Genomic DNA, 24,548 nt, shown 5'->3' with positions numbered 1-24,548 from the left:
GCGGGTTCTGGAATACGCCGAAGCCCAATGCTGGCATCTCGACGCCGTTGTTCAAAGTCACATTCATGCTCATGGACGTCAACGGTAGGACCGTATTCTCCGTTGCGGGAGGAACTGGCAGTACGCGGTAACTGCCCGGTAGGCTCGGCCATCACCCGTCTCCGGCGTCCGGACCCGAGGAGATAACGCCATGAGCGATGCATTCAACAACAAGCACAACGACGCCCTACAGCTGGCGTTCAGCCGTTCGCTCAAGAACCTCGAAGACGCCTCTTCGGGACCCGTCGACCCGTCGATACTCGCCATCCTCGGCGACTCGGTGTCGGCCGACGTCCCCGAAGAACTCTGGAGCGCAGAGAGCATAGACAAGGTCGACAACGCCATACGGTCGGGCGATGCGGCGGTGACCGCCGAGGCTCTCACGCTGTACCTCGGGAAGTACCTCGTGGAACAGGCCGGCTGCACCTGGGGCGTCATGGACGCCTCCCCCGGAGACTGGCCATCCACCCGCATCTGGTTCGGCGTCTACAACGACAGACGCAGCTCCTTCACCCCGGTCTACAGCTGGGCACGCCACGTGGTCGACGGTGACGACTGGGCACCTCTCTCCTTCCTGTTGCTGTAGCACCCACCGTCAGTTACATGACCGCGCCGGCCACAACCACCACGACGACCCCGAGCAGCATCAGCCACCGGCACACCCGCTGAACCGCAGAGTCCGGCACCGGCACCAGCAGCGTGCGCGCCCCCGGCTCCCCGATCCCGGTACGCTGCAGCGGGCGGGCCCGCTGGGATGCGTCGTCGATCAGCCCCACCACCAGGGGAAGGACGGTCGCCCCACGCGACCGCCACGTCTCCACGTCCACCCCGCGGGACGCCTGGACCTGCCGGATCGCCCGCCACCGCTGCTGCGCCATCGGCAACAGACGCACCACCGTCCCGACCATGTACACCAGTGGTGCGGGCACACTGAGCTGCAGTCTCCGCATCAACGCATCGACGTCGACGAAGCTGCCGAGCACCAGGCCCGAACACGTCATCGCGGCGAAACGCAGTCCGAGGTCCCAGGCGATCCACGCCCCGTCCGACGTGACCGGAACCACCACCCGGGCGACCTCGATATCACCGAAAGGCACGTAGATCAGCGCATACGACAGGAACGCCGGTGCCGAGAGCACCAGACCGGCGACCAGCGCACGGCGCTGCCGACGTCCTGCGCATGCAAGAAGGACCGCACCCAGCAGGAACGCGGCAGACACCCACGGGTTGTGCAGCACCATCACCGTGACGATGGCGCAGACCGCCGCGGTCAACGGGGTCAGTGGGCTCACTGGGCTCACCGGGCTCACTGGACTCATGCGGTCGCGGGGACCTTCTGCGCCGGGGTGGCGTCGGGGTCGAACGTCCTGCGGGACCGCTCCGGCAGGGAACGCACCACCACCCACACCACGAGGAACACGATGACCTTGTCCAGCGGGTCGGACGTCCACGACTGCAGGAACACCGCCGTGGTCTGCGACGCACCGAGCGACTGGTAGAAGCTCACCAGCAGACCGGTGCCGGTGCCCGCGGTACCGCCGAAGATGAAGGACGCCACGGGTGCGGACACCAGCGCGGACAGGAACCCCAGCACCAGGCCGGCGACCACGACCTTCCACCAGGACGACCGGAACAGCGCCCTGACCAGCCCCGCAGCCAGTCCCATCAGTGCGTAGCCGGCGGCGAAGGGCACGATCGTCGGGTTGAACGTCCCCCACACCAGCGCCGAGAGCCCACCGGTGGCCAGGCCCGCCGCCGGGCCCGCGAGCACGCCGACCAGCACGGTGCCGAAGGAATCGAGGTACAGCGGGATCGGCAGGCCCATCGTCCCCACGACCTGGCCGACGACGATGTTGAGCACCAGCGCCACCGGCATCAACGCCAGCGTGCGGACCGGGAGGGTGGGGATCACCGCAATGAGGGCGATGACTGTGGGCACCAGGAAACCGATGAGTGCGGTCGTCGTGGAGGCGGAGTCCGCCATGGAGGAGAAGTCGGAGTCCTCCGGCTGGTTGAGCACGAGGTAGAGCCACGTCGCCGTGTAGATGACGACAGCGATCGTGATCAGGGTGATGCGCAGGGTTCGTGACAGGGGACGCACTGGTGGGCTCCTGGATGGGGGCGGATGTGTGGCGCTCGCAGATGCGGCGCCATGACCGGCTCCCCTATGTCACCTCGGGGGTCGGCCTGTAGCTGGTCCTATCTTGCCTAGTCGCGTCGGCGGGGGCAAGTGGGTGGCGCGGTGAGGACACAGGAGGTGGCTGCCGTGTCCCGCGTGCGTAGGTGTGCGGCGAGGGCGCATGTCATCTGAGCCACCACAGGAGCCACCACATCGCTGATTATTGCCCCGTGCGGTGGCTCAGACGACATCGGGCACGTCCCAGGAGAGCCACGGGCCCCTCAGGGGCGGTACCTCGGTGAGCCGAAAAACAACTCACCGCTGAAGAATGCTGTCGTCGTCGAGGTGCTGTACCTCACGGTCCCCGACCTCGTCCCCCAGGTCAACCAGTAGCGACGCTTCCCTGCCGATGTCGGGACAGGCCGAGTGCGCCTCAGGAACGGTGCCCACGATCGTCGCAATGAGGACGGCCTCGGACTCCTCCCGGACGACCGCGCGTGTGCCGTAGCAGGTGGTGGTACCCGCCGTGAAGTGCACCCGCAGGGTCGTGGGGTCCACCTCGTCGACCGACGTCCACGGGGTGATGCGTTCGTCGGTCATGTCATCGCGCGGCTCGTCGTCGACTGGTTCGGCCCCATCGGTCCCCGTCGCGGACGGAGCTGTACCGCCCTGGTCCCCAGGCCCACCACGGTTCTCCACGGAACACCCGAGGAGCACCAACGGGAGCAGCACCACCGACAAGCATCTCAGGCGGGTCATGGTCCCTCCGTCCGTCTGCCCTGCAGTTCCTTGTGGCCCACAGTACGCAGCTCGTGGCTCTGGGATGACCGGACAGGTGAGGCGGTTTCCCTGCTGGACGTCGAGTTCGCCGGGCGACTACCTCGGAACGTTGGTCAGCCAGTAGTCATGTCATGTGAGCCACCGCAGGGGTCACGAAACGGCCATTTATTGACCTGGGCGGTGGCTCAGATGACAGGGTCCTTCTCCCGTCGCGGCGTCTGAAGTTCATGCAGGGTGCGGCGCTGGCGAGCCGCAATCTGCTGCGCCCGTGGGACAACGTCAGGTTCCCGCTCTTCAGCGACCGTTGCACAGGCCAGCAGAGTCAACGCAGCCTCAATCAGCAGATCGTCGTGCATCCTGGTCGCCGCGACCGCCCCTGCGATCACCTCGGGCATGCCCTGGACTCGCGACGCCTCCGTCGTTGTCCGCACCAGGAATGTCTTGTTGCCACGAGAGTAGACAACCGTGGTGCCGGTGAGGATCACTCCGTATCCGGTGCAGGCAGTCAACTCTTCTGCAGCGGTGACCGGATCCCACCGGTTGGGCCGCATCTCATCATCGCGCTCACCGCACCATGCGTCCAACGCCGCATCAGCCGTGGGACGGTCCACAACCAGGACAGACCGCTTGCCGGCCAGCCGCTCCGGTGGCCGACGTCCCTGATCCAACCAGTCTCGGACGGCATCACGGGTCACCACGAGCTTGTCTGCCATCTCCACCCGTGCCGTCGATGTTCCGGAACAGAGCACGTGGGGGAGGGCAGTTTCCCGTATGTCCCCGTCACTCACCTCGGTCTCCGGATATGTGTTGCCGAGCCTGTGTACCGCGTCTTCATCTGCGAGAAGATCCACCGGGCGGACTCCGGTCGCCCCCGCGGCGACGAGTAACGGCGCGCCGGGGCGACGCTGAGGAACACCGACGATGCATAGGTGAGACGCGGGCTGCAGTCGACGCCGGACGTCGAACAACAGATCCAGGTTCCCCATCACTTCCGGACGGTAGGTGGTGCCGTGACCGTCGCTGTCCGGGTACGCCGGAACAGCCTTCTCCGGAGAGGGGTCCCGCACGATCACTCCACTACGCGTCCGGACGGAGAAGTACTTGTGCGTGTCGAAGACGTCCATGTCAGCAGCATCGGCGGCACGGAGGCGCTCGTCCTCCGCCCGGCGGAGCAGCCTGCCGAGTCCACCGGGAACATGAACGAGACGGCCACAATCTTCCCTCAAGAGATGCACCGCCCGCAGACCACCGAGGACGACGGTCGTCGCTGCCGTAAAACCGCCCTGAGCAGGTACGGCCCGTTCCGATGCAGGCACCGTACGCCCACTGTCCGGGAGCATGCCGGTCGGGGAGTCAACGGCGATATCTGCATGGCATGCCCACGCCGTCGCCGGACCGCGGAGACGTCCGTCGATCCCCCTGCCGCAGATAGCGTCGACGGTGATGCAGAGCTCTCCGACCTCATCGTTAAACCGTCGGGAGGTGATTTGCCCTCCGTACTCCAAGAACCGCTCCAGCAGTTCGTGTGCTTCAGGTGTAGCGTCGTCTCGCCACAGAGCCTGCTGGTCGTCGTAGAAGTCCGGGTACCGGTCCGGGTTGTCACCCTCCCGGGGGACAGGAAGTAACTCGACCTCCACCCGGTACCCACGCTTCACCAGCAGCCACGCCGCCCTCAAGCCGGCGCGCCCGTTACCACCCGCCCCGACCAAAATGAAGACGAGAACAGGGTGGTCACGGCGCTGTTGTTCCACCTCGACGCAGGCAGCAACAGCCTGGGCCTCCTGGTCGTAACAGTCCTCGCGATCGCGTCGGGTACGCCAGTCCTCTGGTTCGGGCTCACCGTCGGCCCATTCCTGCAATGCCGCGCGGTACTGCTCTCCTGTGTACACGTTCCACATCCACCCGACGCTACGTGACATAGGCTGCGCCCAGACCCCGATCGAGATCTCCGTTTGTCATGTGAGCCACCGCAGGGGTCACGAAACGGTCATTTACTGACCTGGGCGGTGGCTCAGATGACAGGAGGCAGAACAGACGGTGCGACAGGCGACAGCACGGGGATAACGTGACGGACTTGACAGACTAAGCGGTCTACTGGTTACCTTGGTCGCGAAGCAGTCGACGAGAGTCGAGTTCCCCTCCTGGAGCCCCGGACGAGGTGGAACCTGCGGTGTCCCACGTCCCGGCCGAGCCCGGGTACTTGCAACACACCGCAGCATGTGGCCTGCCGTCCATCGCCGCCAATGGTCGATGACCGCCATGTCCGGGACTCCATCCCCCGTGCACCACATGTGACTCACCGTTCGACGGCGAGAACCGTACATCCACATGTGAAGGATCATTTGTGAACGCACAGATCAACGCCACCGTCGCCGGGGTTCCGCGCATCGGCCCGAAGCGCGAGCTGAAGAAGGCCCTCGAGACCTACTGGAAGGACGACTCCACCGGTCGCAACCTGGCCACCGTCGCCACCCAGCTGGTCAACCAGCAGGCCGACAACCTCACCGAGGCAGGCCTCGACTCCGTCCCCACCATCGGCCGTAGCTTCTACGACTCGATGCTGGACACCTCCGCCCTGCTCGGCGCCCTGCCGGCCCGCGTCGCCGACATCGAGGACCACGGCAACGACGGCCTCCCCGCCTTCATCGACCGGCTCTTCGCCGCCGCCCGCGGCACCGCCGAGCTGCCCGCCAGCGCGATGACCAAGTGGTTCGACACGAACTACCACTACATCGTGCCCGAGCTCGCCGCCGACACCGAGTTCCGCCTCGACGACGCTGCCCTGCTCGCCGACCTCGGTGACCAGGTCACCCGCGGCACCGCGGCCCGTCCGGTCCTCATCGGCCCGCTGACCTACCTGGCTCTGGCCCGCACCACCGACGGGTCGGACGCACTGACCCACCTCGAGGAGATCTTCGAGGCCTACGCCCGCCTGCTGCCCCGCCTAGCCGACCGCGGCGCCGCCTGGGTCCAGTTCGACGAGCCCTACCTGGTCACCGACGTCGACAACGACGACGCCCGCAAGGCCGACCTGCTGGCCCGCACCCGCGCCGGCTACGAGAAGCTCGTCTCCGCCGCAGGCGGCACCAACCTGCTGGTCCAGACCTACTTCGGCGACGGTGACCTGGCCGTCAAGACCCTCTCCGGTATCGGTATCGCCGCGTTCGGTGTCGACCTGGTCACCGGCCGCACCGATGAGCGTCAGGCCGACGACACCAACGTCGCCGACGCCGACCTGCTCCCGTCCTGGTCCGGCGAAGAGGAGATCCTCGCCGGCGTCGTCGACGGGCGCAACATCTGGCGCACCGACCTGGCCCGTGCCCTGGACACCCTCAAGGCCCTGGCGAAGCGCGGCCCGGTCGGCGTGTCCACCTCGTCCTCCCTGCTGCACGTCCCCTACTCCCTCGCCCAGGAGACCAGCCTCGACGACGATTCCGAGCTGCGCAGCTGGCTCGCCTTCGGCGCCGAGAAGGTCGCCGAGGTCGCCCTGCTGTCCCGCGCCCTGCGTGGCGAGGAGTCCGAGGGTGACGACGCCGCCGTCGCCGAGGCCCACGCGGCCGTGGCGTCCCGCAAGAACTCGGAGCGCACCCGCAACGCCGCGCTGCGCGAGCGCACCGCCGCCATCACCGAGGCCGACCGCCACCGCAACCCCTTCGACCAGCGTCGCGAGGTGCAGGAGAAGGAGCTCGGCCTGCCGCCGCTGCCGACCACCACCATCGGTTCCTTCCCGCAGACCACGGAGATCCGTCAGGCCCGCGCCAAGCTGCGCAAGGGTGACTTCACCCCCGAGCAGTACCACGAGGCCATGGTCAACGAGATCAAGGACGTCATCGACCGTCAGGAGGCCCTCGGCCTCGACGTGCTCGTCCACGGTGAGCCCGAGCGCAACGACATGGTGCAGTACTTCTCCGAGCAGCTCGAGGGCTACCACTCCACCGACCTGGCGTGGGTCCAGTCCTACGGCTCCCGCTGCGTCCGTCCGCCGATCCTGTTCGGTGACGTGACCCGCCCGAAGGCCATGACCGTCGAGTGGTTCACGACCGCGCAGTCCTTCACCGACAAGATCGTCAAGGGCATGCTCACCGGTCCGGTGACCATGCTGGCGTGGGCCTTCGTCCGCGACGACCAGCCGCTCGGCGAGACCGCCGACCAGGTCGCCCTGGCCCTGCGCGACGAGATCGACGACCTGGTGGACGCCGGTGCGAAGATCGTCCAGGTCGACGAGGCCGCACTGCGTGAGCTGCTGCCGCTGCGCCGCGCCCAGCAGCCGTACTACCTGGAGTGGTCCGTCGGATCCTTCCGCCTGGCCACCTCCGGTGCCGAGGACGCGACCCAGATCCACACCCACATGTGCTACTCCGAGTTCAACGAGCTCATCGGCACCATCGCGGACCTGGACGGTGACGTCACCTCCATCGAGGCCTCCCGTAACGGCATGCAGGTGCTGCACGCCCTCAAGGACTCCGGCTTCGAGCTGGCCGTCGGGCCGGGTGTGTGGGACATCCACTCCCCGCGCGTCCCGGAGCAGGGCGAGGTCGACAAGCAGCTTGCCGACGCCCTGGAGGCCGTGCCGGCCCGCCAGCTGTGGGTCAACCCGGACTGCGGTCTGAAGACCCGCGGCTGGGAGGAGACCACCGCGGCCCTCAAGGTGCTCGTCGCCGCCGCAGAGAAGGCCCGCGCATCCGTGAACGCGTAGTTCCCTGACGCTGCACTTCGTGGCCAGTGGCCCGTGGCAACCCCGGAAGCCGATCTGTCGAGCTTCCGGGGTTGCTCCTCTATGCTGAAGACCCGTCTTCCCTCGACGTATCAAAGGACGTGAGATTCCCATGACGAACAGTTCGAACCCCTACGACGGTGTCCCGTCCTACGGTGCCTACAACAACGACCCCTACGGGCAGGACCCGAACCGGCTCGTCCCGAACAACCGGCCCGGCGCGGGGCGTCGCCTGGCGGGGACGTTCATCGACGGTGTGATCATCGCCCTGATCTCCACGGCGATCACCTCACTGTTGGGCGTGGACAGCTCTGACCTGGGCACCGGTTCGTTGTTCACCACAAGCCTGGTCATGATCATCGTCTGGCTCGTCGGCAGCGAGGTCGCCTGGGGTGCCAGCCCCGGCAAGCGGATCCTCGGCATGAAGGTCGTCACCGCGGACGGTTCGAATCCTGATGCCGTGGCGTCACTGAAGCGCAACAGCTGGATCATCAGCCAGATCATCCCGATCGTCGGTGGTCTGGTGCAGATCGCGCTGCAGATCTTCATCGGCGTCGGCATCGCCAACGACCCGGAGAAGCGCTCCTGGTTCGACAAGCTGGGCAACCTCTCCGTGGTTCGCACCAGCTAGCACGGCACGGGTCCGTCCCGGCCGACCCGGCCCCACGCTGAACCCCCGCCTGGTGTTGGTTTCACCTCTCCGAAACCGACACCAGGCGGGGGTCTCCGTTTCCCCACCTATCCCGTCCCACGCTCCCGGGCGTAGACCTCCATCGTCGAGCGCAGGTCCTCGATGACCGCCTCCACCTCGGTGAGCAGGTCCGCCGGATACTTCTCGAGCACGGCGGTGACCCGGACGCCGAGCGGGTCGAAGAACCGGTCCGCGGCGGCCTGGATCCCGGGGGTGGACCGCAGGGTGACGACCCGGCGATCCTCCTGGTCCCGTGACCGGACGATGTGCCCGGCACTCTCCAACCGCCGGAGCAGCGACGACGTCGCCCCGGTGGTCAACCCGATCCGCTCGCTGAGCCGCGCCGGCGTCAACGGTGTGCCGCCTTCCTCCGCGGCGAGAATCTCGATCACGGCCGTCGCGTCCGTGTAGTGCAGGTCCAGACCGGCAGCGAACTGTCGTCCGACTTCACCGTAGGTCTTCCCGTAGGCCCGCAATCCGGTGATCATCCGGTCGCGTTGCCGCTCCAGTGCACCAGGACCTTCCTGCGTTCCATCACTCATGCCGTGCTGCCCTTCGCTCTCGTGTGCGCTCCCCGCCGGGTCCCGTCAGTTGACAACGTATCACCCTCCATTTACCTTCATGATGTAACTATAACACTGTGTGACTATATCGGAGGTCTGCATGACACCGGAAGTACAGACGGGCCGCCGCTGGCTCGGTCTGATCGCCCTCGCCCTGGGGGTGGCGTTGATCGTGGTGGACACCACGATCGTCAACGTGATCACCCCGTCAGTGATCGACGACCTGGGGATCAACTCGTCCCAGGCGCAGTGGGTCCAGGAGTCCTACGCCATCGTCTTCGCCGCACTCCTGCTCGTCGCAGGACGCATCGCCGACCTCCGCGGCGCGCGCTTCGTCTTCCTCGTCGGCGTCATCGTCTTCGGTGCCAGCAGCCTGATGGCCGGCGTCGCCGGCTCCGGCGAGATCCTCATCCTCGCCCGCTTCATCCAGGGCGTCGGCGCGGCCATGGTCCTGCCCACCACCCTGGCGTTGCTGAACCACATGTTCACCGGCAAGGCACGCGGGCAGGCGTTCGCCGTCTGGGGAGGCACCATCGGCGCCGCCACCGCTCTTGGCCCCGCCCTGGGTGGCTGGCTGTCCGAGCACGCCTCCTGGCGCTGGGCCTTCGGGATCAACATCCCGCTGACCCTCGTCATCATCGCGCTCACCGTCACCTTCATCGCACCGTCCCCCCGCACCAGGGGACGCGTCGACCTCACCGGTGCCGTACTGTCCGTCCTCGGCCTCGGCCTGCTGGCCTTCGGCGCCATCGAGGGCCGCATCTACGGCTGGCTGACCAGTAACCACCCCTTCAGCCTGGTCGGGATGACCTGGAACTCCGGCCCGTCCCCCGCCTTCACCGCACTGGTCGTCGGCACGGTCCTGCTGGTCTTCTTCACCCTCCGCCAGGTCCGGCTCAGCCGGAGCGACGCGGGCGAGGAGCCACTGATGAACACCCGCCTGTTCTCCATCGCGTCCTTCCGCAACGGCAACATCGCCACGCTGATCATCGGTCTGGGCGAGTACGGGATCATCGCCGTCATGCCGCTGTGGCTGCAGTTCACCCTGGACTACTCACCACTGCAGGCCGGCCTGGCGCTTGTTCCGATCGCGCTGGGCAGCTTCATCGCCAGCGGCATCAGCTTCCCGATGTCCGAGCGCTTCTCCGCACTCAGCTTCGTCCGTGTCGGCCTCCTGCTCGAGATCGCCGGCCTGGTTGGTCTCGGAGTGGTGGCGGCAACGACCGACGCCCAGTGGGCCGCCATCGCCGCCGTCCTGTTCCTGTACGGCATCGGCGTGGGCTTCGCCACGGCACAGGTGACCAACGTCGTCCTCGAGGAGATCTCCGAGGAGGAGGGCGGGCAGGGCTCGGCCATCCAGAGCACCTTCCGCCAACTCGGTTCCGCCCTGGGCATCGCCGCACTGACCACCGTGTTCTTCTCCACCATCACCTCGAGCCTGCGCTCCACGCTGACGGACAGCGGGATGGACACGGAGCAGGCCGACGAACTCTCGAAGGCCGTCGCCGACAGCGCCGGTGCGGCCATCGCGTCGTTGGGCGAGAACCCGGAGACCGCGACCGTGGCGGACGCCGCGCGGGACGCGATGACCCACGGCCTCGCGCTGGGGTCCTACCTCGCCGCAGGTTTCCTCGTCCTCGGTGTGGTGGCCACGTTCCTCATTCCCCGGTCCTCGAGCGTTGACGACGCTGGAGACGCCGCAGATACGAATGGGCCGACCCCCACCCACAGCCGGCACTCCGCATAGACACCACGACCGCAGCGCTCCGGGAGGTCGGCATAGCCAACCTCCCGGAGCGCTGCGGTCAACGGCAGGGGTCCGTGGTCACTCAGTGAGACTCAGGCGAAACCCGGCTCCTCACCGAAACCACGTCCGAACCCGCGGCCGAAGCCCCGGCCCCGGCCCATCATGCCCATGCGGAACATCGCCATCCGGCCCATGTCCTGCATCTCCCGCACGCCAGGCCACTCGGCGCCGTCCTGATGACAGTGCTCGTGCCAGTGCGCGCGGTCTCCCGCCTCCCGATCACCGTCGGACATGCCGTGGCCACCACGGCCACCGTGGCGCCCGTCGAACCCACGTCCGCCGCCGAAGGGGAACGGACCACCGAAACCGCGGCCGCGGCCGCCACCTCGGGGATCGTCCGGGAGCTTCCCACGCACCGCGGCAGAGACACGGTCGAGCAGGTCGCCGAACTGTTCCTGTTCCTCGGCGGAGAGGACGTCGAACGGATCGTCGGCCTCCGGAACATCAGAGGCCGCTTCCCTGCCTTCCTCGGTGATGTCCACGATGAATGTCCGGCGGTCCGTGTCGTCCCGACGGCGTTCGACGAATCCGGCGGACTCGAGTTTGCCGAGAAGCTCACTGAGCGACTGCGGCCGGACGCCCAGCATGAAGGCGAGTTCCTTCTGCGGCATCGGGCTGCGCAGTGTGAGGATGTGCAGTACCCGGCCCTGTCCGGCACGCATTCCGCCGAACGGTCGACCCGGTCGACCCATCATGTCCATGCGCCGCAGCATCATGGCGAGGTGGGTGAGCCGGTCTGCGAGGTCCGGGGTAGCACCGCTGTCGCCGACGCCTGCGGTGTTGTCGTGGTTGTTGTTGCTGGTCATGTCTTCCATGTCCACTCCTTCAGGTAGTGCGGTACCTATTGTTCAGGTACCTTCTGAAGGACATACTACGCAGGTACCTGACAAAGTCAAGCGGTACCTTCATACATTCGGGGAGGACGCCGCCATCGCCGCCTCAGAGCGAATGTGACCGTCCACTGTCTTCGCAATGCCACTCACCCCCATTCTCGCCGGCACGCAGCTACCGGTGAGCGAACTCTCATATCACCGGACGCCGGAAGACAAGATACTCTCACCAGTATCCGCGATCGTGTCCTCGATATGGCGTGGAGCCCACCCGAGCAACCGTTCGGCTTTCCCACCGGCGGCATCGAAATCACGCCCGAGCTGGGGCCGAATGGACCGAAGTCCCGGGGCGAAGCGACTGAGCACGCGGGCCATCCAGAGCGGAAGCTCACGGGTAGGCACTTTCGAAGCGCGTGCACCCAGGCGCCTTCTCAGGATGCGCGCAACCTCGGCGACACGGAGGCTGCGACCGGCCGAGGCGAGCCAGCGTTCCCCTGCCGCAGCCGGATGGGTCATCGCGCGTAGATGCAGGTCGGCGACGTCCCGGACATCGACCCAGCTGGTACCGAACGGTGGACTGGCCGGAACACCCCCATCAAGCATGCTACGGATGATGCGCAACGATGGCGGGTCATCCGGCACCAGGACCGGTCCGATCACTGCGACAGGGTGAACTGCGGCAAGCTCCAGGCCATTGCCCTCGTCCGCGATGAAGGACCACGCCGCCTGCTCAGCGAGCGTTTTCGAGCGCTGGTACGGTGCAAGGTCCGCATCGAGGTTGGTCCAGTCCTCTTCAGAAAAAGGCGTGGAGCGGTGCGGATGCCCATAGCCGACAGCGCCGAACGCGCTGGTCAAGACCACGCGATGCACACCGGCATCACGGGACGCACGCAACACCCGGAGCACGCCGTCACGGGCGACGGCAAGCATTGCCTCCCCATTCTCGGGAGAGTGTCGGAGCGTCGGCGACGCAACATGAAGCACGAAGTCGCACCCCGCGACCGCATCTGCCCAACCTGAGTCATCCCCGAGATCGGCGAGCACAACCACGAGCCGGGCGTCGTCGAAGTCCGCGACAGCGTGGAGGCGTTCGCGCAGGGCCCGCCCGCGGCAGAGATCGCGGACAGTAGTACGCACGTCATAGCCTGCCTCGAGAAGTGCCAGGACACACCAGCTGCCGATGAATCCGGAACCTCCGGTGACGAGTACCCGTGTCATGCGAGTTCCATCCCCGGAACCCGTCGGCGGATCGCTTCCAGCTCGGCCTCGTCAGAGACACCCTGCCAGTCATATCGTGGTGTGTAGAACGATTCGAGTGCGCTCACCTCATCGTCACTGAGACTGATGTCCAGTGAAGCTACGGCCTCATCGAGTTGCCCTATCGACCCGGCACCGACCAGCGGGGCAGTCACGACGGGCTGGCGGTGCAGCCAGGCCAGGGCAATCTGTGCACGACTCACACCCCGCGCCTCGGCAACTCGACCGACCGACTCGACAATCGCCCGGTTCGATGCCTCCTGGTCGGACGTGTAGAGCGTGTCAGCATAAGCTCCGTCTGTCTGCGACCGGACGGTCGAACGTGCCTCGTTCCAGCCCCGTGCCAGTCTCCCGCGGGCCAGGGGTGACCAGATGACCATGCCGATCCCTTCATCCATGCACAGTGGGATCATCTCCCGCTCTTCCTCGCGAGCAAGGAGGTTGTAGTGATCCTGCATCGACACGAACCGGGTCCACCCGTGCTGCCTCTGCAGATGAAGTGCTTTCGCGAACTCCCAGGCATGCATGGAAGACGCCCCGAGGTAGCGCACCTTGCCCGCCTTGACGAGGTCATGCAGCGCTTCGAGCGTCTCCTCCCACGGGGTTGAATGATCATTTCGGTGGATCTGATAGAGGTCGATGTAGTCGGTGCCGAGCCTGCGCAGGGAATGGTCGACCTCGGTCATGATCGCTTTACGCGACAGGCCGCGGCCGTTTGGACCGAGCCGCATCGGGTGGCGCAGCTTCGTCGCGATCACCACGGCGTCGCGGTCCGCGTAGTCTCTCAACGCTCGGCCGAGAATTTCCTCACTGGAGCCGTTCGAGTAGAGATTCGCGGTGTCGAAGAAGTTGATACCTACCTCGACGGCGTGACGAATGAGCGGACGTGCCTCCTCCTCCCCCTTCGACCAGACCGGGTGCCCACGGCGAGGTTCTCCGTAGGTCATCGCGCCGACCGCGACAGGTGAGACGTCGAGGCCGGTTGAGCCAAGCTTGATGTAGTCCATGGTGCTCCTCTAAAGTATCTGGAGAGTTCTCCAATTACAGTAGTGGAGAGCTCTCCACTTGGCAAGAGAGACAGATGGAGGCACGTCATGGTGCGCGCAGACGCCAGGAAAAACCGGGAGAACATCCTCATCGCTGCCAGGGGAGCACTCACCGAGGACGGAAGTGCCTCGATGAACCGCATCGCCCAACGCGCAGGCGTCGGCGCAGGCACCCTGTACCGCAACTTCCCCACACGTGAAGCGCTGGTCCTCGCCGTCTACCAGGATGAAGTCACGCGCATCGTTGACGCTGCACCCGCTCTTCTCGCCGATCTCCCGCCACTCGATGCGCTCAGGCAGTGGACCACCCTCCTGGTCCAGGCCATGCGTCGCAAGCACGGCCTGGGCGACGCCTTAAGTCCGGACGCGCAGCGGACAATCACGGAACAGACCTACGGGCCGGTGATCTCAGCCATCATCCAGATCTTCGATGCAGGCAAGACGGACGGCACGATCCGTTCAGACGCTGACGCCGGCGATTTCCTGCAGTTCACCGCAGCACTCTGGCGTGCCGCACCAGGCCCGGAGGACCGGGCGCCCCGGATGCTCAACCTCCTTCTCGACGGGCTCCACGCGAACCCGAGACAGACACACCGGAGTGCAGACGCCACACACGAGTCCATAGACCCTCCCGCTTGAAAGCACTACACAGGCGGACCTCCGGGAAAACAGCCGCCCGGCCCCATTACCGACGCCCGCGCACAGCTCCACCTCGCCGACCATCCGGTCAACACAATCAGGCGTCCACACGGTTCGCGTCCATCAAGTCACAGATATCGGGCGCGCATCTGTTCGCCAGCGGCGGGTCCGGCAGCGAACTCAAATCGACGGTCAGAAACAGGTAGCCCCGTCACGGGATCAATAACGACCGGTTCCACTTCACGCCCAGTCTCAGCATCAACGAGGATCATCGCCCGATCCTCAGATGCGATCTGGGAGTTTCTCCACGCCGCCATTGCAACCAGGATCGGCCGTAGGGACCTGCCGAAGTCAGTAAGGACATATTCACGCCTGACCGGGCGCTCCTGGTAAATACGCCTCTCGAGAATGCCACTCTCAACGAGTCCCTTCAGCCGCGAGGTGAGCATACTGGAGGACAGGCCGATATTGGCCTGGAACTGGTCGAAACGGGTGTAGCCGTCGAAGCAGTCATGGAGGATCAGAACGGTCCACCATTCGCCCACGTAGGACATCGCCGTCGACAGCGGACACTCCCGGTCCTCGGCTCTGACGTGTGCTGACACAGACTCCTCCTCAGGTTCAAACAAAGCGCGAGGTTCGACACACTCGCGAGTTACTGCTAGTATAGCAGACTCTGTTACTTCTAAAACAGAAGTTAGGTTGTCATCGCCGCGGCGCGCCGTGCAGGTGAACTACACCTGTACCTAAGCTTCCCTGTAGAGGTCCGTCTTGAGTCGACCGGCATCCAGACCGAGACAGTCACGCCTGAACCACACAACACCAGATACAAGGACAGACCCATGACGAACAACTTCTCCGCCTATGACCCCGCTCAGCTTCCCGTCTCCGTGCTCGGCTACCTCGATGCCCACGACGACAATCGCTACGGCGACGCACGAGCTCTCTTCACCGCAGACGCCAGAGTCATCGATGACGGGCACATCTACGAGGGAATCGATGAAATCGGCACGTGGATCGAGCGCACCTCCGGCGAATACGACTACGTCAGCACTCGTACCGGACAGCGCCACGATGACGATACCCACGTCACCGTGCAGGTACGCCTGGACGGAAACTTCCCCGGTGGGACTGTCACCCTGCGGTATCAGTTCACACTCGACAAGAACCTCATCGGTGGGCTCGTGATCGAGGTATAGACCCCCGATGGCAGCATGTCCTGACCGGCAGCGCCTCTCAGGAGCCGGCGGAGGTTCGACGGCGTCGGTAATCCCGCGACGGTTACGGAACCTACAGCGGTACAGACCCGATGCCCGTTGGTCGGTCAATCCTTGAAGCACTCAACGACAACCAGCGCACGCAACACGTCCCTGTCGACGTTCGCCAGACGGGAGATGTACAGGCAGGCCGTTCCGGCGCGGTACTTCCCGAGATCACGCATGAGTTCCGGGTGCCGGTCCTCGAACCCACCGTCGAGGTAGACGGTGTGCTGACGCGCGCCGGTAGCGAAGGCAGCCACGGGCATGTCTCCCTCGTGCCCCGACTCGTAGCGGTAGTGCCGGTGACCGAAACCGATGATGCGTCCGGCCCAGAGCACCACCAGCTCGTCTGCCTCGGCACGGCGAGGACCGTCCACACGATCGAGGACGTCGGCGTACGGGGTCTCGGACGGTGACATCGCGGTCCTCCTCGGGCAACAACGGCGACTGGATGACTCCGTCGATAATGATGACGTTCACTACCACCACCCGGCCCATGAGTACCCTCCTCAGCGCGATGCCGCGACCCTACCCCTCGATGAACCCCTCGTCGCGGAGCCAGTCCCAGGCGACGTCGGTCGGTTCTTCACCGTCCACGTCGATCCGCGCGTTCAGGTCGATGAGGGTCTCGTCGTCGAGTTTCTCCGACACCGGGGCGAACAGGTCCGCGATCTGCGGGTAGTCGTCGATGAGGCCCTGTGCGACGACGGCCGACAGGTTGTACTTCGGGAAGAACTGCTTGTCGTCCTCGAGGATCTGCAGGTCAAGCGCCTTGATCCGTCCATCGGTGGTGAACACCTCACCGAAGTTGCAGGTACCTCCGGCCGTCGCGGCGTAGACGGCGCCGGTGTCCATCAAGGACTGGTCCACGTCCGCCGGCGTCAGACCGTACGCCTCGAGCATCGGGATCAGCCCGTCGTTCCGGTTCGCGAACTCCGACTCCACGCACAGTGTGCGGTCCGCCCGCGGGACGTCAGCCATGTCAGACAGTGTCGACACCCCGAGCCTCTCGGCGACCTCGCGGGTGGTGGCGAATCCGTAGGTGTTGTTCATCGGTGCCGGCGGAAGCCACACCAGACCGTTGGCCTTCTCCTCGTCGCGGACGGCCTCGTACTGCTTCTGTTCGTCCGGGATGGGGTCGTCGTGGTTCAGGTAGGTCGTCCAGGCGCTGCCGGTGTACTCCCACTGCATGTTCACGTCGCCCTCCACCATGGCCTGACGTGCACTGGAGGAACCCGGGATATTCGTCAGGTCCTGCACGTCCGCACCGGCGGACTGGAAGAGGATCACCGCCATCTTGCCCAGGAGGATCTGCTCGGTGAAGTTCTTCGACCCCACCGCCACCGACGCCCCGGAGAGATCCACGTCCTCCAGGTCACCGGAGAGCGTGCCGCTGGGACTGTAGCCCCCGGCGGTGCCGAGGCCACAGGCCGTCGCCAACATCGCCGACAGTGCCGTCAGCAGAGCGAGGATCCGGACCCGGCCGCGGGCCCGCGGAGTATCAGTTCTCGTCGTCATCTCTCGATCACAGTCCCTTCGGGGTCAGGGCGACTTCCAGCAGTCGGCCCACCCATTCCACGAGCAGCGCAAGCAGGGCGATCAGGATCGCTCCCGACACCAGGACCGGGAACCGGTACAACGTGATACCCGTCTGGATGAGGGCACCGAGCCCACCGGCGTCGATGAACGTCGCGAACGCCCCGGCACCGACGAGCAGCACCAGCGCGGTCCGCGCCCCGGTCATGATCACCGGCAGCGCCAACGGCAGCTCCACGCGGAACAGCACCTGCACCGGTGACATGCCCATGCCGCGTGCGGCCTCGACGAGGGTGCGGTCCACCCCGGTGAGCCCGGTGACGGTGTTCGCCAGCACCGGCAGAAACGCGTAGATGCTCAACGAGAGCACCGCGGTGGGCGTCCCGAATCCCAGCCAGATGGCCAGCAGCACGATCACGCCGATGACCGGCGCCGACTGGCCGATATTGCCGATCAGGGTGGTCAGCATGGACAGCACCGGCGTCCGCCGCCGCGTCAGCAGGATCCCGGCGGGCACGGCAGTGACCATCACCAGCGCCGCGCAGAGGATCACCAGCACGATGTGCTGCCTGGCCATGGTCAGCACGCTGCCCCAGGCCAGGGCACGTGCCTCGACGTCACCGAGGTCGGCGGTCTGCCGCCAGGCGAACCAGCCGAGGAAGACCACGACCACCAGGACGGGGATCCCGAGGATGAGGAGCTTGTCCTCCCCGGACATCCGACGCACCATGCCTGCTGTGCCTGCCACGTCTACTGCCCTCCGTCGGAGTTGAGGGCGCGGATGTACTCGGTGACCGCCTCGTAGTAGATCACGCCGGCGTACCTGCCGCGGTCGGTGACGATCGCGCCGCCGTGACTGGAGACGAGCATGGAGTCCAGGGCGTCGTTCACCGTCGAACGCCGTTCCACCGTGGTCTCCAGGTCGAGGTCCGGCGCGGGGACCGTGCTGCGGTTCCGCAGCGTGCGCAGCCAGACCCAGTCCCGGGGACGGTGGCGTTCGTCCAGGATGATCACACTGTCCTTCCCCTGGTCGGTGACCCGCTGCACCACCGGGGCCGCGTCCTCCCCGACCGTGCAGGTGGGGAAGTCCGCGACGCCGACGTCGTCGACGCGCAGCAGCGACAGCTGCTTGAGCTTCGACCCCGACCCCACGAAATCGGCCACGTAGTCGTCGGCGGGGTTACCGAGGATCTGGTCGGGTGTGTCGTACTGGGCGATGTGCGCCTGCTCCCTGAGCACCAGGATCCGGTCGCCGAGCTTCACCGCCTCGTCGATGTCGTGGGTGACGCACACGATCGTCTTGTGCAGCTCGTTCTGCAGGCTGATCAGCTCGTCCTGCAGACGTTGCCGCGTGATCGGGTCCACCGCGCCGAAGGGCTCGTCCATGAGCAGCACGGGCGGGTCGGCGGCGAGCCCGCGGGCGACGCCGACACGCTGCTGCTGTCCGCCGGAGAGCTCCCGCGGGAACCGGCCACGGTACGTCGCCGGGTCGAGGCCCACGAGGTCGAGCAGCTCGTCCACCCGGTCGGTGATCCGCTTCTTGTCCCATTTCAGCAGTCCGGGCACCAGCCCGATGTTCTGCGCGACGGTCATGTGCGGCAGCAGGCCGCCGCCCTGGATGACGTAGCCGACGCTGCGCCGCAGTTCGGTGGGGTTTTTCGTGGTCACGTCCTCACCACCGATGGTGATGGTGCCGTCGGAGGGCTCGATGAGACGGTTGATCATCTTCAGTGAGGTGGTCTTGCCGCAGCCGGACGGGCCGACGAACATGACGGTCTCGCCGGCGGGAATCGTGAGATTGAGGTCCTCGACGGCCGCCGCATCCTGCCCGCCGTAGCGCTTCGTGATGCCGGAGAGCTGGATCTCCGCACCGGAGTTCTGTCGGTCGGTAGTCATACGCGGAGCCCCTTCGAGGTTGTCAGTCGGCCCAGCAGGACGAGGACGGCGTCCAGGATCAACGCGACGATGATCACGCCGATCGTCCCCACCAGGGTGTAATAGAGTGCGTTGGCGCTGCCGATCTGGCTGAGCCCGGTGAATATGTAGCCGCCGAGCCCCGGCCCCAGGGCGTAGGCGGCGATCGCCGCCACACCCATGGACATCTGGGTCGAGACCCGGATCCCGGTCATGATCACCGGCCACGCCAGCGGGAGCCGGACGCGCACCAGGATCGACGCGGCGTTCATCCCCTGTCCCCGGGCCGCCTCGATGAGCTCGGCGGGGACCTGCTGCAGGCCGACGATCGCGTTGCGCAGGATCGGCAGCACCGCGAAGAACACGACGATGAACACCGACGGCAGCGTTCCGATGCCGACCAGGGGAATCACCAGGCCGAGCAGCGCCAGCGACGGGATCGTCAACCCCACCGCCGACACCGCATTCGCCACCGGGGACAGCCCCCGGTACCGCGTGACGATCACGGCGATCACCAGGGCCACGACCGTGGCGAGAATCAGAGCCTGAACCACCAGACTCGCATGTTGATACGAACGGAAGAGAATATCCGTCCATCGTGAGGAGATGAATTCATTCACTGGGTCACGTCAATTCGTCGGCAGCATGAGTGGAGGTGTCATGGATCACACCGGGTCCACGGTAGGCCGTCCCACCCACTACTGCAACTGGCCGTCAAAACCGTACGCTGCACATTCACCCCCAGCGGGCCACCACCGGATGCTTCCCGTGGTGGAATTCCGGGGTTTTCGACATTTCGGGGAATCCGATATTGACCGGCGACGGGACAGCGCCTGCGCCAGAAAAACGTGCACAAAATCCTCCCGAAAAATACACCTGCCGCCGACCGCACCGGAGTCCGACAACCGGATACGCAGATGGTTTTTACATGCTGTAAAATACCAGACATGAGGATCCTGACACTCCCCGGCGACGGCATCGGTCCCGAGATCACCACCGCCACCCTCGACGTCCTGTCCCATCTGACCTCCACCCGCGACCTCACCCTCGACATCGAGGAGGACACCGTCGGCCTGACCTCACTCGCTACTGAGGGAACGACCCTCCCCGACCGCGTACTGGACAGGATCCCCGACGTCGACGGCGTGATCCTCGGACCGGTGTCCCACTACGACTACCCACCGACGGACCAGGGTGGAATCAACCCCTCCGGCGCCCTGCGCACCACCTTCCGCCTCTACTCGAACCTGCGCCCCTGCCGCACACGGCCAGGCCTGGCGGAGCTGTCCGTCCTGCGCGACCCGATGGACCTGGTCATCGTCCGGGAGAACACGGAGGGCTTCTACTCCGACCGCACCATGGTCGCCGGGTCCGGCGAGTTCATGCCCGACGAGGACTCCGCCTTCAGCCTGCGCAAGATCACCGCACGTGCCTGCCGGGAGGTCGCCCTCGCCGCCTTCTCGCTCGCCCGGACGCGCCGCCGGAAAGTCACCGCGGTACACAAGGCCAACGTCCTGAAGCTCTCCGACGCACTGTTCCTCCGTGAGGTCCGTGCCGTCGCGACCGACTACCCGGACGTGGAGCTCGAGGAACTGATCGTGGATGCCGCCGCCGCCCACCTGATCCGCCGCCCGCACGACTTCGACGTGCTGGTCACCACGAACATGTTCGGCGACATCCTGTCCGACGAAGCCTCCGAGCTCTCCGGCGGCCTGGGCCTCGGCGGATCACTGAACGTCGGCGCGGTGACCGCCGTCGCCCAGGCCCAGCACGGTTCCGCCCCGGACATCCAGGGACTCGGCGTCGCCAACCCGACCTCGCTGATCCTGTCGGCGGCGATGCTGCTCGACTGGTACGGCCGCCGCACCGGGCAAACCCCGTACTGCGCCGCCGCCACCGACATCGGGACCGCGGTCGATGCCGCGCTCGACGACCCGGCCACCCGGACCCACGACCTCGGCGGCACGCTCGGCACGGCGGACTTCACCGCCGCCGTCGTCCGGCACCTCGGAAACGGCTAGCCGTTCCCCTGCTTCTCCGCCGCCACACTGCCGAGGTGTCCGGCGAGGAACTCCGAGGCCTCCCGCAGCCTTCCCGCCACCACCAGGTCGGCGAGTTCGACGTGCTCGGCGCACCGCACCCGCGCACGGTCCGGTTCCAGGGTCTTGCGGTACTCCAGCAGGCGTCGCAGGCGGTTGACCCTGGCCACGGAATCCACGAGGAAGGGGTTGCCGCAGCCGGCGACGAGCGTCTCATGGAACCGGGAGTTCAGATCGAAGAGCTCGGGAACCGACACCTCCCGCACACCACCGTCCGCCAGCGCGGCCTGCTCCGCCCGGCGCGCGGTCAACGCCGCGACGTCCACGCGGTAGCCGGGCTCCAGCAGGGCGGCGGGTTCGACCACCGCGCGGAACCGGTGACTGTGCGCGTAGGACTCCGGTGAGGTGAGCACGTCCCGGAAGCGCCAGCCGTAACCGGGAGCGGGCTCGCCCCAGCCCTCCTCCGAAATCCGACGGCACACCTCGGTCACCTGGGCCGACGTGAGCCCGTAGCGTCTCATCAGGGCCCGCTCGGTGATCCTGTCGTCCAGCACGCCGTCCAGGCGGTCGGTGGCGATCGCCAGGTAGGCCTCGTCGAGTCGGCCGGCGCCGACGGAACCTGGCGCAGGGGCCGCTGCCGTGGTGTCGCCGGTGAGGACATCCCCTGCCAGGACATAGCCGGATCGGCCGGTGTCGTCACGGCGCACGACGCCGTCCTGTGCGAGCAGCGCCAGCGCCGAGCGCACCGGCGTCCGCGACACCCCGAGCCGCTCGGCGAGCGCACGCTCGACCAGCCGGGTGCCGTCGACGGCGCCGTCCTGCCGCAGGAGCTCGACGATCCGCGCGCGCAACGACTCAACCAACGGGGTGACGGGGCGGGACATGGTGACGCTACCGGGGGCGGATGTCAGATCAGGGTCAGGTCGCCGCGGGCGTCCGGCCGGTCCAGGTGGGCGTACTCGTTGAACGACAGCAGGTCGACCCCGGCACTGCCGCCACGGTGGCGGCCGGCCTCGTCCGCGACCCGCAGAACGGTGACCGAGGCATTGAACACCCTCCCCACCAGCGACGGGACGGCCTGACGCGGCAGGCCCGACACGGCGGCGGTGCACGTGGCGATCACCCCGGCCGACGTGGCGACGACGGCCGCCCCGTCCTTCCGCGCCGCGGCGGTCGCCCGCCCCAGGCCACCGAGCACGGTCTCCCGGAACTCCTGGAACCCGGAACCGTCGACCCAGTCGCCGAGCGCACCGTCGAGTACCTCGCGCACGGTCGCCTCCGCCTCGGCGGCGTCCCCGGTTCCCTGCCGGACGTCCTGCATGACCTGCCGCAGGCGCCGCGCGGCGTCGACGTTGCGCTCCATCCAGGGCACCACGACCGTGTCGGAGTCGAACTCCCGCCACGCCTCGTCGGTGGTCGGGTCGCTGGCACCGGTGGCCGATGCGACGGCGGCGGCGGTGTCGTGCTGGCGGTGCAGCGGTCCGCAGAACACCGTCGGCACCGCGCGTCCGTCACCGGCACCTGCGCCTGCACCGGGGCCGAGCCGTCCGGCGAGCGACTGCGCCACGACCTCCGCCTGCCGACGCCCACGGTCGGTGAGCCCGTCGTAGCTCTTCTCCAGACCCTCCCCGGCGGTCCCGTCACCGTAGGAGCCCATGCCCGCGCCGGCCTGACCGTGCCGGACGAGGTAGATCACAGCCATCAGTCCATCTCCCGTTCTCCGGCCACCGCGGCCGGGGTTGTCGTGCTCCAGCGTAACCTGCGCCCGTGTCAGGAGAACCGGCGCAGCGGGCGGCGCCCGTCCGGACCGGGTTCATCCAGGTGGGCGTGCTCGTTGAAGGAGAGCAGCTCCACGCCGTGACGACCGTCCGTACCGGTGTCCCCGTCATCCTCCCCCACCCGGAACAGACTGACCGAGGCGGTGAACAACCTGCCGGCGATGCCCGGCCACGCCTGCACCGGCAGTCCGCAGGTCTCCACCACACACAGGGCGATGACGCCGGCGGACGTCACGACCACCACCGTCCCGTCCTCCCGTGCGGCACGTGCGGCGGTTCCGAGACCACCCAGCACCCGGGTGCGGAAGTCAGCGAAGTCGGGTCGGTCGACCCACCACGCCATCGCGTCCTCGAGCATCGTGCCGGTGAGCGCGGCGAGTGCGCGCCGGTCCCCGACGGCGGCCGTCCTCCCTGCCGCTTCCGCCTGCCGCATCCGCTCGGCGACCTCCGGGTGCGCCGCCAACCACGGCGCGACGACCGCGTCGGTGTCGAACTCCCGCCAGGCCTCGTCAACGACCGGCACGACCGGCGCGACCGGCACGGCAGACGCCCCGAGTTCCTCGGCGACGTGGGCGGCGGTGTCCCGCTGGCGGTGGAGCGGCCCGCAGAGCACCGGCACGGTGGCACCGGGGGACTGACGTCGGGCGAGGGAACGTCCGGTCGCGGCGGCCTGACGGTGCCCGCGGTCACTGAGGACGTCGTAGGCGCGCTCCACGCCGTACGCGTCCTGCCGCCCGTCGCCGGTCAGCATCCGTTCACCGGCCTGACCGTGCCTGACCAGGTAGAGAAACGCCATGGTGCACGTCCTTCCCACTGTTGCCCGGCGCAGATCCTGAACCGGGATTCAATATGTCGCTGCCCAGCGTATACGATTCCTGCATGACGACTGAGCGAGAATCCCGCACCGACCGGGCGGCCCGACGCCGCTCCGAGATCCTCACCGCGGCCCAGAACGTGTTCGTGCGCGACGGCTACCACGGCGCGAAACTCACCGTCGTCGCCGCCGAGGCCGGCTGCTCGGTGGGCACCCTCTACACCTACTTCGCCGACCGGTCCGCCCTGCTCGGCGCGGTCCTCGACGACGTCGAGGAGCAGATGCGCCACCCGGGCGGGCGCCTGCCCGCCGACCGTCCCGTCACCGAGCAGATCAGCGCGGCCAACCGCGGCTACCTCGCCGCCTACCGGCGCAACCACCGCATGATGGCGCTGATGGAGCAGGTCTCCCAGGCCGACGAGGCCGTGGCCGCACGCCGCGCACGCCGCGCCGACGGCTTCATCGACCGCAACACCCGCGCCCTGACGCGCTACCTCGCCGACGGGACGGTGACCGGCGTCGACGATCCGGAGATGATCGCCACGGCCCTGTCCGCCTCCGTGTCCCGCCTGGCCTACCTGACCTGGGTGGAGGGGCACTTCCCCGACACCGACGAGACCTTCGGCCGGGTGTGCGCCGCCGCGGACATCATCTGGTTCCGGACCCTGGGACTGGCGGACATCTCCGGACGCCCGTGATCTGAATCACGATTCAATGTAGGGT

25 protein-coding genes are annotated in these 24,548 nt (G+C 67.0%); 8 read left to right on the top strand and 17 right to left on the bottom strand.

The window, feature by feature from the left end; all coding sequences use genetic code 11:
- The first annotated feature begins 190 nt into the window (after positions 1-190).
- Complete coding sequence (locus PQI66_RS10690; protein WP_339998165.1) at positions 191-625, top strand: hypothetical protein; 435 nt, start codon at positions 191-193, stop codon at positions 623-625.
- 13 nt (positions 626-638) lie between these two features.
- Here PQI66_RS10690 and PQI66_RS10685 read toward each other — a convergent pair whose 3' ends face one another.
- From PQI66_RS10685 to PQI66_RS10670, 4 genes are all read right to left on the bottom strand, one after another.
- Complete coding sequence (locus PQI66_RS10685) at positions 639-1,358, bottom strand: energy-coupling factor transporter transmembrane component T family protein (protein WP_339998163.1); 720 nt, start codon at positions 1,356-1,358, stop codon at positions 639-641.
- Positions 1,355-2,140, bottom strand: coding sequence for an ECF transporter S component (locus PQI66_RS10680; protein WP_339998161.1), 786 nt, complete (start codon positions 2,138-2,140; stop codon positions 1,355-1,357). The genes PQI66_RS10685 and PQI66_RS10680 overlap by 4 nt, the downstream gene beginning before the upstream one ends.
- A 333-nt stretch (positions 2,141-2,473) precedes the next feature.
- Positions 2,474-2,917 carry a hypothetical protein gene (locus tag PQI66_RS10675; protein WP_339998160.1) on the bottom strand — a complete coding sequence of 148 codons (444 nt, stop codon included), beginning with the start codon at positions 2,915-2,917 and terminating at the stop codon, positions 2,474-2,476.
- A gap of 206 nt (positions 2,918-3,123) precedes the next feature.
- The gene (locus tag PQI66_RS10670; RefSeq protein WP_339998159.1) at positions 3,124-4,836 is read right to left on the bottom strand and encodes an NAD(P)H-hydrate epimerase; all 1,713 of its coding nucleotides are present in this window, start codon (positions 4,834-4,836) and stop codon (positions 3,124-3,126) included.
- A 446-nt stretch (positions 4,837-5,282) separates the two neighbouring features.
- Here PQI66_RS10670 and metE point away from each other — a divergent pair, with 446 nt between their 5' ends.
- The gene (gene metE, locus PQI66_RS10665; protein WP_339998157.1) at positions 5,283-7,634 is read left to right on the top strand and encodes a 5-methyltetrahydropteroyltriglutamate--homocysteine S-methyltransferase; all 2,352 of its coding nucleotides are present in this window, start codon (positions 5,283-5,285) and stop codon (positions 7,632-7,634) included.
- 130 nt (positions 7,635-7,764) lie between these two features.
- Positions 7,765-8,283: an RDD family protein gene (locus tag PQI66_RS10660; RefSeq protein ID WP_339998155.1), complete on the top strand. Its 519-nt coding sequence runs from the start codon at positions 7,765-7,767 to the stop codon at positions 8,281-8,283.
- 107 nt (positions 8,284-8,390) lie between these two features.
- On the opposite strand, the gene PQI66_RS10655 is transcribed toward PQI66_RS10660, so the two are convergent.
- Positions 8,391-8,885 carry a MarR family winged helix-turn-helix transcriptional regulator gene (locus tag PQI66_RS10655; protein ID WP_339998153.1) on the bottom strand — a complete coding sequence of 165 codons (495 nt, stop codon included), beginning with the start codon at positions 8,883-8,885 and terminating at the stop codon, positions 8,391-8,393.
- Positions 8,886-9,006: 121 nt separating this feature from the next.
- Between PQI66_RS10655 and PQI66_RS10650 the strand changes: the two genes are divergently transcribed.
- On the top strand, positions 9,007-10,653 hold the full coding sequence (locus PQI66_RS10650; RefSeq protein WP_339998151.1) for a DHA2 family efflux MFS transporter permease subunit: 1,647 nt from the start codon (positions 9,007-9,009) through the stop codon (positions 10,651-10,653).
- A 92-nt stretch (positions 10,654-10,745) separates the two neighbouring features.
- Here the strand turns inward: PQI66_RS10650 and PQI66_RS10645 are convergent, their stop codons facing one another.
- The 3 genes from PQI66_RS10645 to PQI66_RS10635 form a co-directional block, all read right to left on the bottom strand.
- Positions 10,746-11,528: a MarR family winged helix-turn-helix transcriptional regulator gene (locus PQI66_RS10645; RefSeq protein ID WP_339998148.1), complete on the bottom strand. Its 783-nt coding sequence runs from the start codon at positions 11,526-11,528 to the stop codon at positions 10,746-10,748.
- A 213-nt stretch (positions 11,529-11,741) separates the two neighbouring features.
- Entirely contained in the window at positions 11,742-12,761 is a 1,020-nt protein-coding gene (locus tag PQI66_RS10640; protein WP_339998145.1) for an SDR family oxidoreductase, read from the bottom strand.
- A complete protein-coding gene (locus PQI66_RS10635; RefSeq protein WP_339998143.1) occupies positions 12,758-13,807 on the bottom strand; it encodes an aldo/keto reductase in 1,050 nt (349 codons plus the stop codon). Before PQI66_RS10635 ends, PQI66_RS10640 begins: the two co-directional genes overlap by 4 nt.
- Positions 13,808-13,894: 87 nt before the next feature.
- On the opposite strand from PQI66_RS10635, the gene PQI66_RS10630 reads away from it, so the two are divergent.
- Entirely contained in the window at positions 13,895-14,485 is a 591-nt protein-coding gene (locus PQI66_RS10630; protein WP_339998141.1) for a TetR/AcrR family transcriptional regulator, read from the top strand.
- Positions 14,486-14,613: 128 nt separating this feature from the next.
- On the opposite strand, the gene PQI66_RS10625 is transcribed toward PQI66_RS10630, so the two are convergent.
- A complete protein-coding gene (locus tag PQI66_RS10625; RefSeq protein WP_339998139.1) occupies positions 14,614-15,090 on the bottom strand; it encodes a winged helix-turn-helix transcriptional regulator in 477 nt (158 codons plus the stop codon).
- 237 nt (positions 15,091-15,327) lie between these two features.
- Between PQI66_RS10625 and PQI66_RS10620 the strand changes: the two genes are divergently transcribed.
- A complete protein-coding gene (locus PQI66_RS10620; RefSeq protein ID WP_339998137.1) occupies positions 15,328-15,684 on the top strand; it encodes a nuclear transport factor 2 family protein in 357 nt (118 codons plus the stop codon).
- A gap of 125 nt (positions 15,685-15,809) precedes the next feature.
- Here PQI66_RS10620 and PQI66_RS10615 read toward each other — a convergent pair whose 3' ends face one another.
- From PQI66_RS10615 to PQI66_RS10595, 5 genes are all read right to left on the bottom strand, one after another.
- The gene (locus tag PQI66_RS10615) at positions 15,810-16,163 is read right to left on the bottom strand and encodes a DUF1801 domain-containing protein (protein ID WP_339998135.1); all 354 of its coding nucleotides are present in this window, start codon (positions 16,161-16,163) and stop codon (positions 15,810-15,812) included.
- A 109-nt stretch (positions 16,164-16,272) separates the two neighbouring features.
- Complete coding sequence (locus PQI66_RS10610; RefSeq protein ID WP_445228025.1) at positions 16,273-17,262, bottom strand: glycine betaine ABC transporter substrate-binding protein; 990 nt, start codon at positions 17,260-17,262, stop codon at positions 16,273-16,275.
- A 7-nt stretch (positions 17,263-17,269) separates the two neighbouring features.
- Positions 17,270-18,010, bottom strand: coding sequence for an ABC transporter permease (locus tag PQI66_RS10605; RefSeq protein WP_339998300.1), 741 nt, complete (start codon positions 18,008-18,010; stop codon positions 17,270-17,272).
- Between the two features lie 20 nt (positions 18,011-18,030).
- Positions 18,031-19,176: an ABC transporter ATP-binding protein gene (locus PQI66_RS10600; RefSeq protein WP_339998133.1), complete on the bottom strand. Its 1,146-nt coding sequence runs from the start codon at positions 19,174-19,176 to the stop codon at positions 18,031-18,033.
- The gene (locus tag PQI66_RS10595) at positions 19,173-19,814 is read right to left on the bottom strand and encodes an ABC transporter permease (RefSeq protein WP_339998130.1); all 642 of its coding nucleotides are present in this window, start codon (positions 19,812-19,814) and stop codon (positions 19,173-19,175) included. The genes PQI66_RS10600 and PQI66_RS10595 overlap by 4 nt, the downstream gene beginning before the upstream one ends.
- A 327-nt stretch (positions 19,815-20,141) precedes the next feature.
- Here PQI66_RS10595 and PQI66_RS10590 point away from each other — a divergent pair, with 327 nt between their 5' ends.
- A complete protein-coding gene (locus tag PQI66_RS10590; RefSeq protein ID WP_339998128.1) occupies positions 20,142-21,215 on the top strand; it encodes an isocitrate/isopropylmalate dehydrogenase family protein in 1,074 nt (357 codons plus the stop codon).
- Here PQI66_RS10590 and PQI66_RS10585 read toward each other — a convergent pair.
- The 3 genes from PQI66_RS10585 to PQI66_RS10575 all read right to left on the bottom strand — a co-directional run bounded on the left by PQI66_RS10585 (position 21,212) and on the right by PQI66_RS10575 (position 23,807).
- Complete coding sequence (locus tag PQI66_RS10585; RefSeq protein ID WP_339998126.1) at positions 21,212-22,117, bottom strand: GntR family transcriptional regulator; 906 nt, start codon at positions 22,115-22,117, stop codon at positions 21,212-21,214. The two genes, PQI66_RS10590 and PQI66_RS10585, sit on opposite strands and share 4 nt — an antisense overlap.
- Before the next feature lie 23 nt (positions 22,118-22,140).
- The gene (locus PQI66_RS10580; protein WP_339998124.1) at positions 22,141-22,935 is read right to left on the bottom strand and encodes a histidine phosphatase family protein; all 795 of its coding nucleotides are present in this window, start codon (positions 22,933-22,935) and stop codon (positions 22,141-22,143) included.
- Positions 22,936-23,003: 68 nt separating this feature from the next.
- Positions 23,004-23,807, bottom strand: coding sequence for a histidine phosphatase family protein (locus PQI66_RS10575; protein WP_339998123.1), 804 nt, complete (start codon positions 23,805-23,807; stop codon positions 23,004-23,006).
- Positions 23,808-23,890: 83 nt separating this feature from the next.
- On the opposite strand from PQI66_RS10575, the gene PQI66_RS10570 reads away from it, so the two are divergent.
- Positions 23,891-24,523, top strand: a complete 633-nt coding sequence (locus PQI66_RS10570; RefSeq protein ID WP_339998122.1) for a TetR/AcrR family transcriptional regulator — start codon at positions 23,891-23,893, stop codon at positions 24,521-24,523.
- Positions 24,524-24,548: the final 25 nt, after the last annotated feature.

The organism is Corynebacterium sp. USCH3, assembly GCF_037619475.1.
Taxonomy (GTDB): domain Bacteria; phylum Actinomycetota; class Actinomycetes; order Mycobacteriales; family Mycobacteriaceae; genus Corynebacterium.
Note: the sequence above shows the minus strand (reverse complement) of the source record. Positions and strands in the feature narration are given on the sequence as shown.

Bases quoted from the DNA above. Each gene is read 5' to 3' on its own strand.
- PQI66_RS10620 (WP_339998137.1), top strand. From the start codon at position 15,328: ATGACGAACAACTTCTCCGCCTATGACCCCGCTCAGCTTCCCGTCTCC.
- PQI66_RS10590 (WP_339998128.1), top strand. From the start codon at position 20,142: ATGAGGATCCTGACACTCCCCGGCGACGGCATCGGTCCCGAGATCACC.
- PQI66_RS10670 (WP_339998159.1), bottom strand. From the start codon at position 4,836: ATGTGGAACGTGTACACAGGAGAGCAGTACCGCGCGGCATTGCAGGAA.
- PQI66_RS10580 (WP_339998124.1), bottom strand. From the start codon at position 22,935: ATGGCTGTGATCTACCTCGTCCGGCACGGTCAGGCCGGCGCGGGCATG.
- PQI66_RS10660 (WP_339998155.1), top strand. From the start codon at position 7,765: ATGACGAACAGTTCGAACCCCTACGACGGTGTCCCGTCCTACGGTGCC.
- PQI66_RS10685 (WP_339998163.1), bottom strand. From the start codon at position 1,358: ATGAGTCCAGTGAGCCCGGTGAGCCCAGTGAGCCCACTGACCCCGTTG.
- PQI66_RS10585 (WP_339998126.1), bottom strand. From the start codon at position 22,117: ATGTCCCGCCCCGTCACCCCGTTGGTTGAGTCGTTGCGCGCGCGGATC.
- PQI66_RS10610 (WP_445228025.1), bottom strand. From the start codon at position 17,262: ATGACGACGAGAACTGATACTCCGCGGGCCCGCGGCCGGGTCCGGATC.
- PQI66_RS10600 (WP_339998133.1), bottom strand. From the start codon at position 19,176: ATGACTACCGACCGACAGAACTCCGGTGCGGAGATCCAGCTCTCCGGC.
- PQI66_RS10630 (WP_339998141.1), top strand. From the start codon at position 13,895: ATGGTGCGCGCAGACGCCAGGAAAAACCGGGAGAACATCCTCATCGCT.
- PQI66_RS10605 (WP_339998300.1), bottom strand. From the start codon at position 18,010: ATGGTGCGTCGGATGTCCGGGGAGGACAAGCTCCTCATCCTCGGGATC.
- PQI66_RS10575 (WP_339998123.1), bottom strand. From the start codon at position 23,807: ATGGCGTTTCTCTACCTGGTCAGGCACGGTCAGGCCGGTGAACGGATG.
- PQI66_RS10635 (WP_339998143.1), bottom strand. From the start codon at position 13,807: ATGGACTACATCAAGCTTGGCTCAACCGGCCTCGACGTCTCACCTGTC.
- PQI66_RS10640 (WP_339998145.1), bottom strand. From the start codon at position 12,761: ATGACACGGGTACTCGTCACCGGAGGTTCCGGATTCATCGGCAGCTGG.
- PQI66_RS10675 (WP_339998160.1), bottom strand. From the start codon at position 2,917: ATGACCCGCCTGAGATGCTTGTCGGTGGTGCTGCTCCCGTTGGTGCTC.
- PQI66_RS10615 (WP_339998135.1), bottom strand. From the start codon at position 16,163: ATGTCACCGTCCGAGACCCCGTACGCCGACGTCCTCGATCGTGTGGAC.
- PQI66_RS10570 (WP_339998122.1), top strand. From the start codon at position 23,891: ATGACGACTGAGCGAGAATCCCGCACCGACCGGGCGGCCCGACGCCGC.
- PQI66_RS10645 (WP_339998148.1), bottom strand. From the start codon at position 11,528: ATGGAAGACATGACCAGCAACAACAACCACGACAACACCGCAGGCGTC.
- PQI66_RS10650 (WP_339998151.1), top strand. From the start codon at position 9,007: ATGACACCGGAAGTACAGACGGGCCGCCGCTGGCTCGGTCTGATCGCC.
- PQI66_RS10655 (WP_339998153.1), bottom strand. From the start codon at position 8,885: ATGAGTGATGGAACGCAGGAAGGTCCTGGTGCACTGGAGCGGCAACGC.
- PQI66_RS10690 (WP_339998165.1), top strand. From the start codon at position 191: ATGAGCGATGCATTCAACAACAAGCACAACGACGCCCTACAGCTGGCG.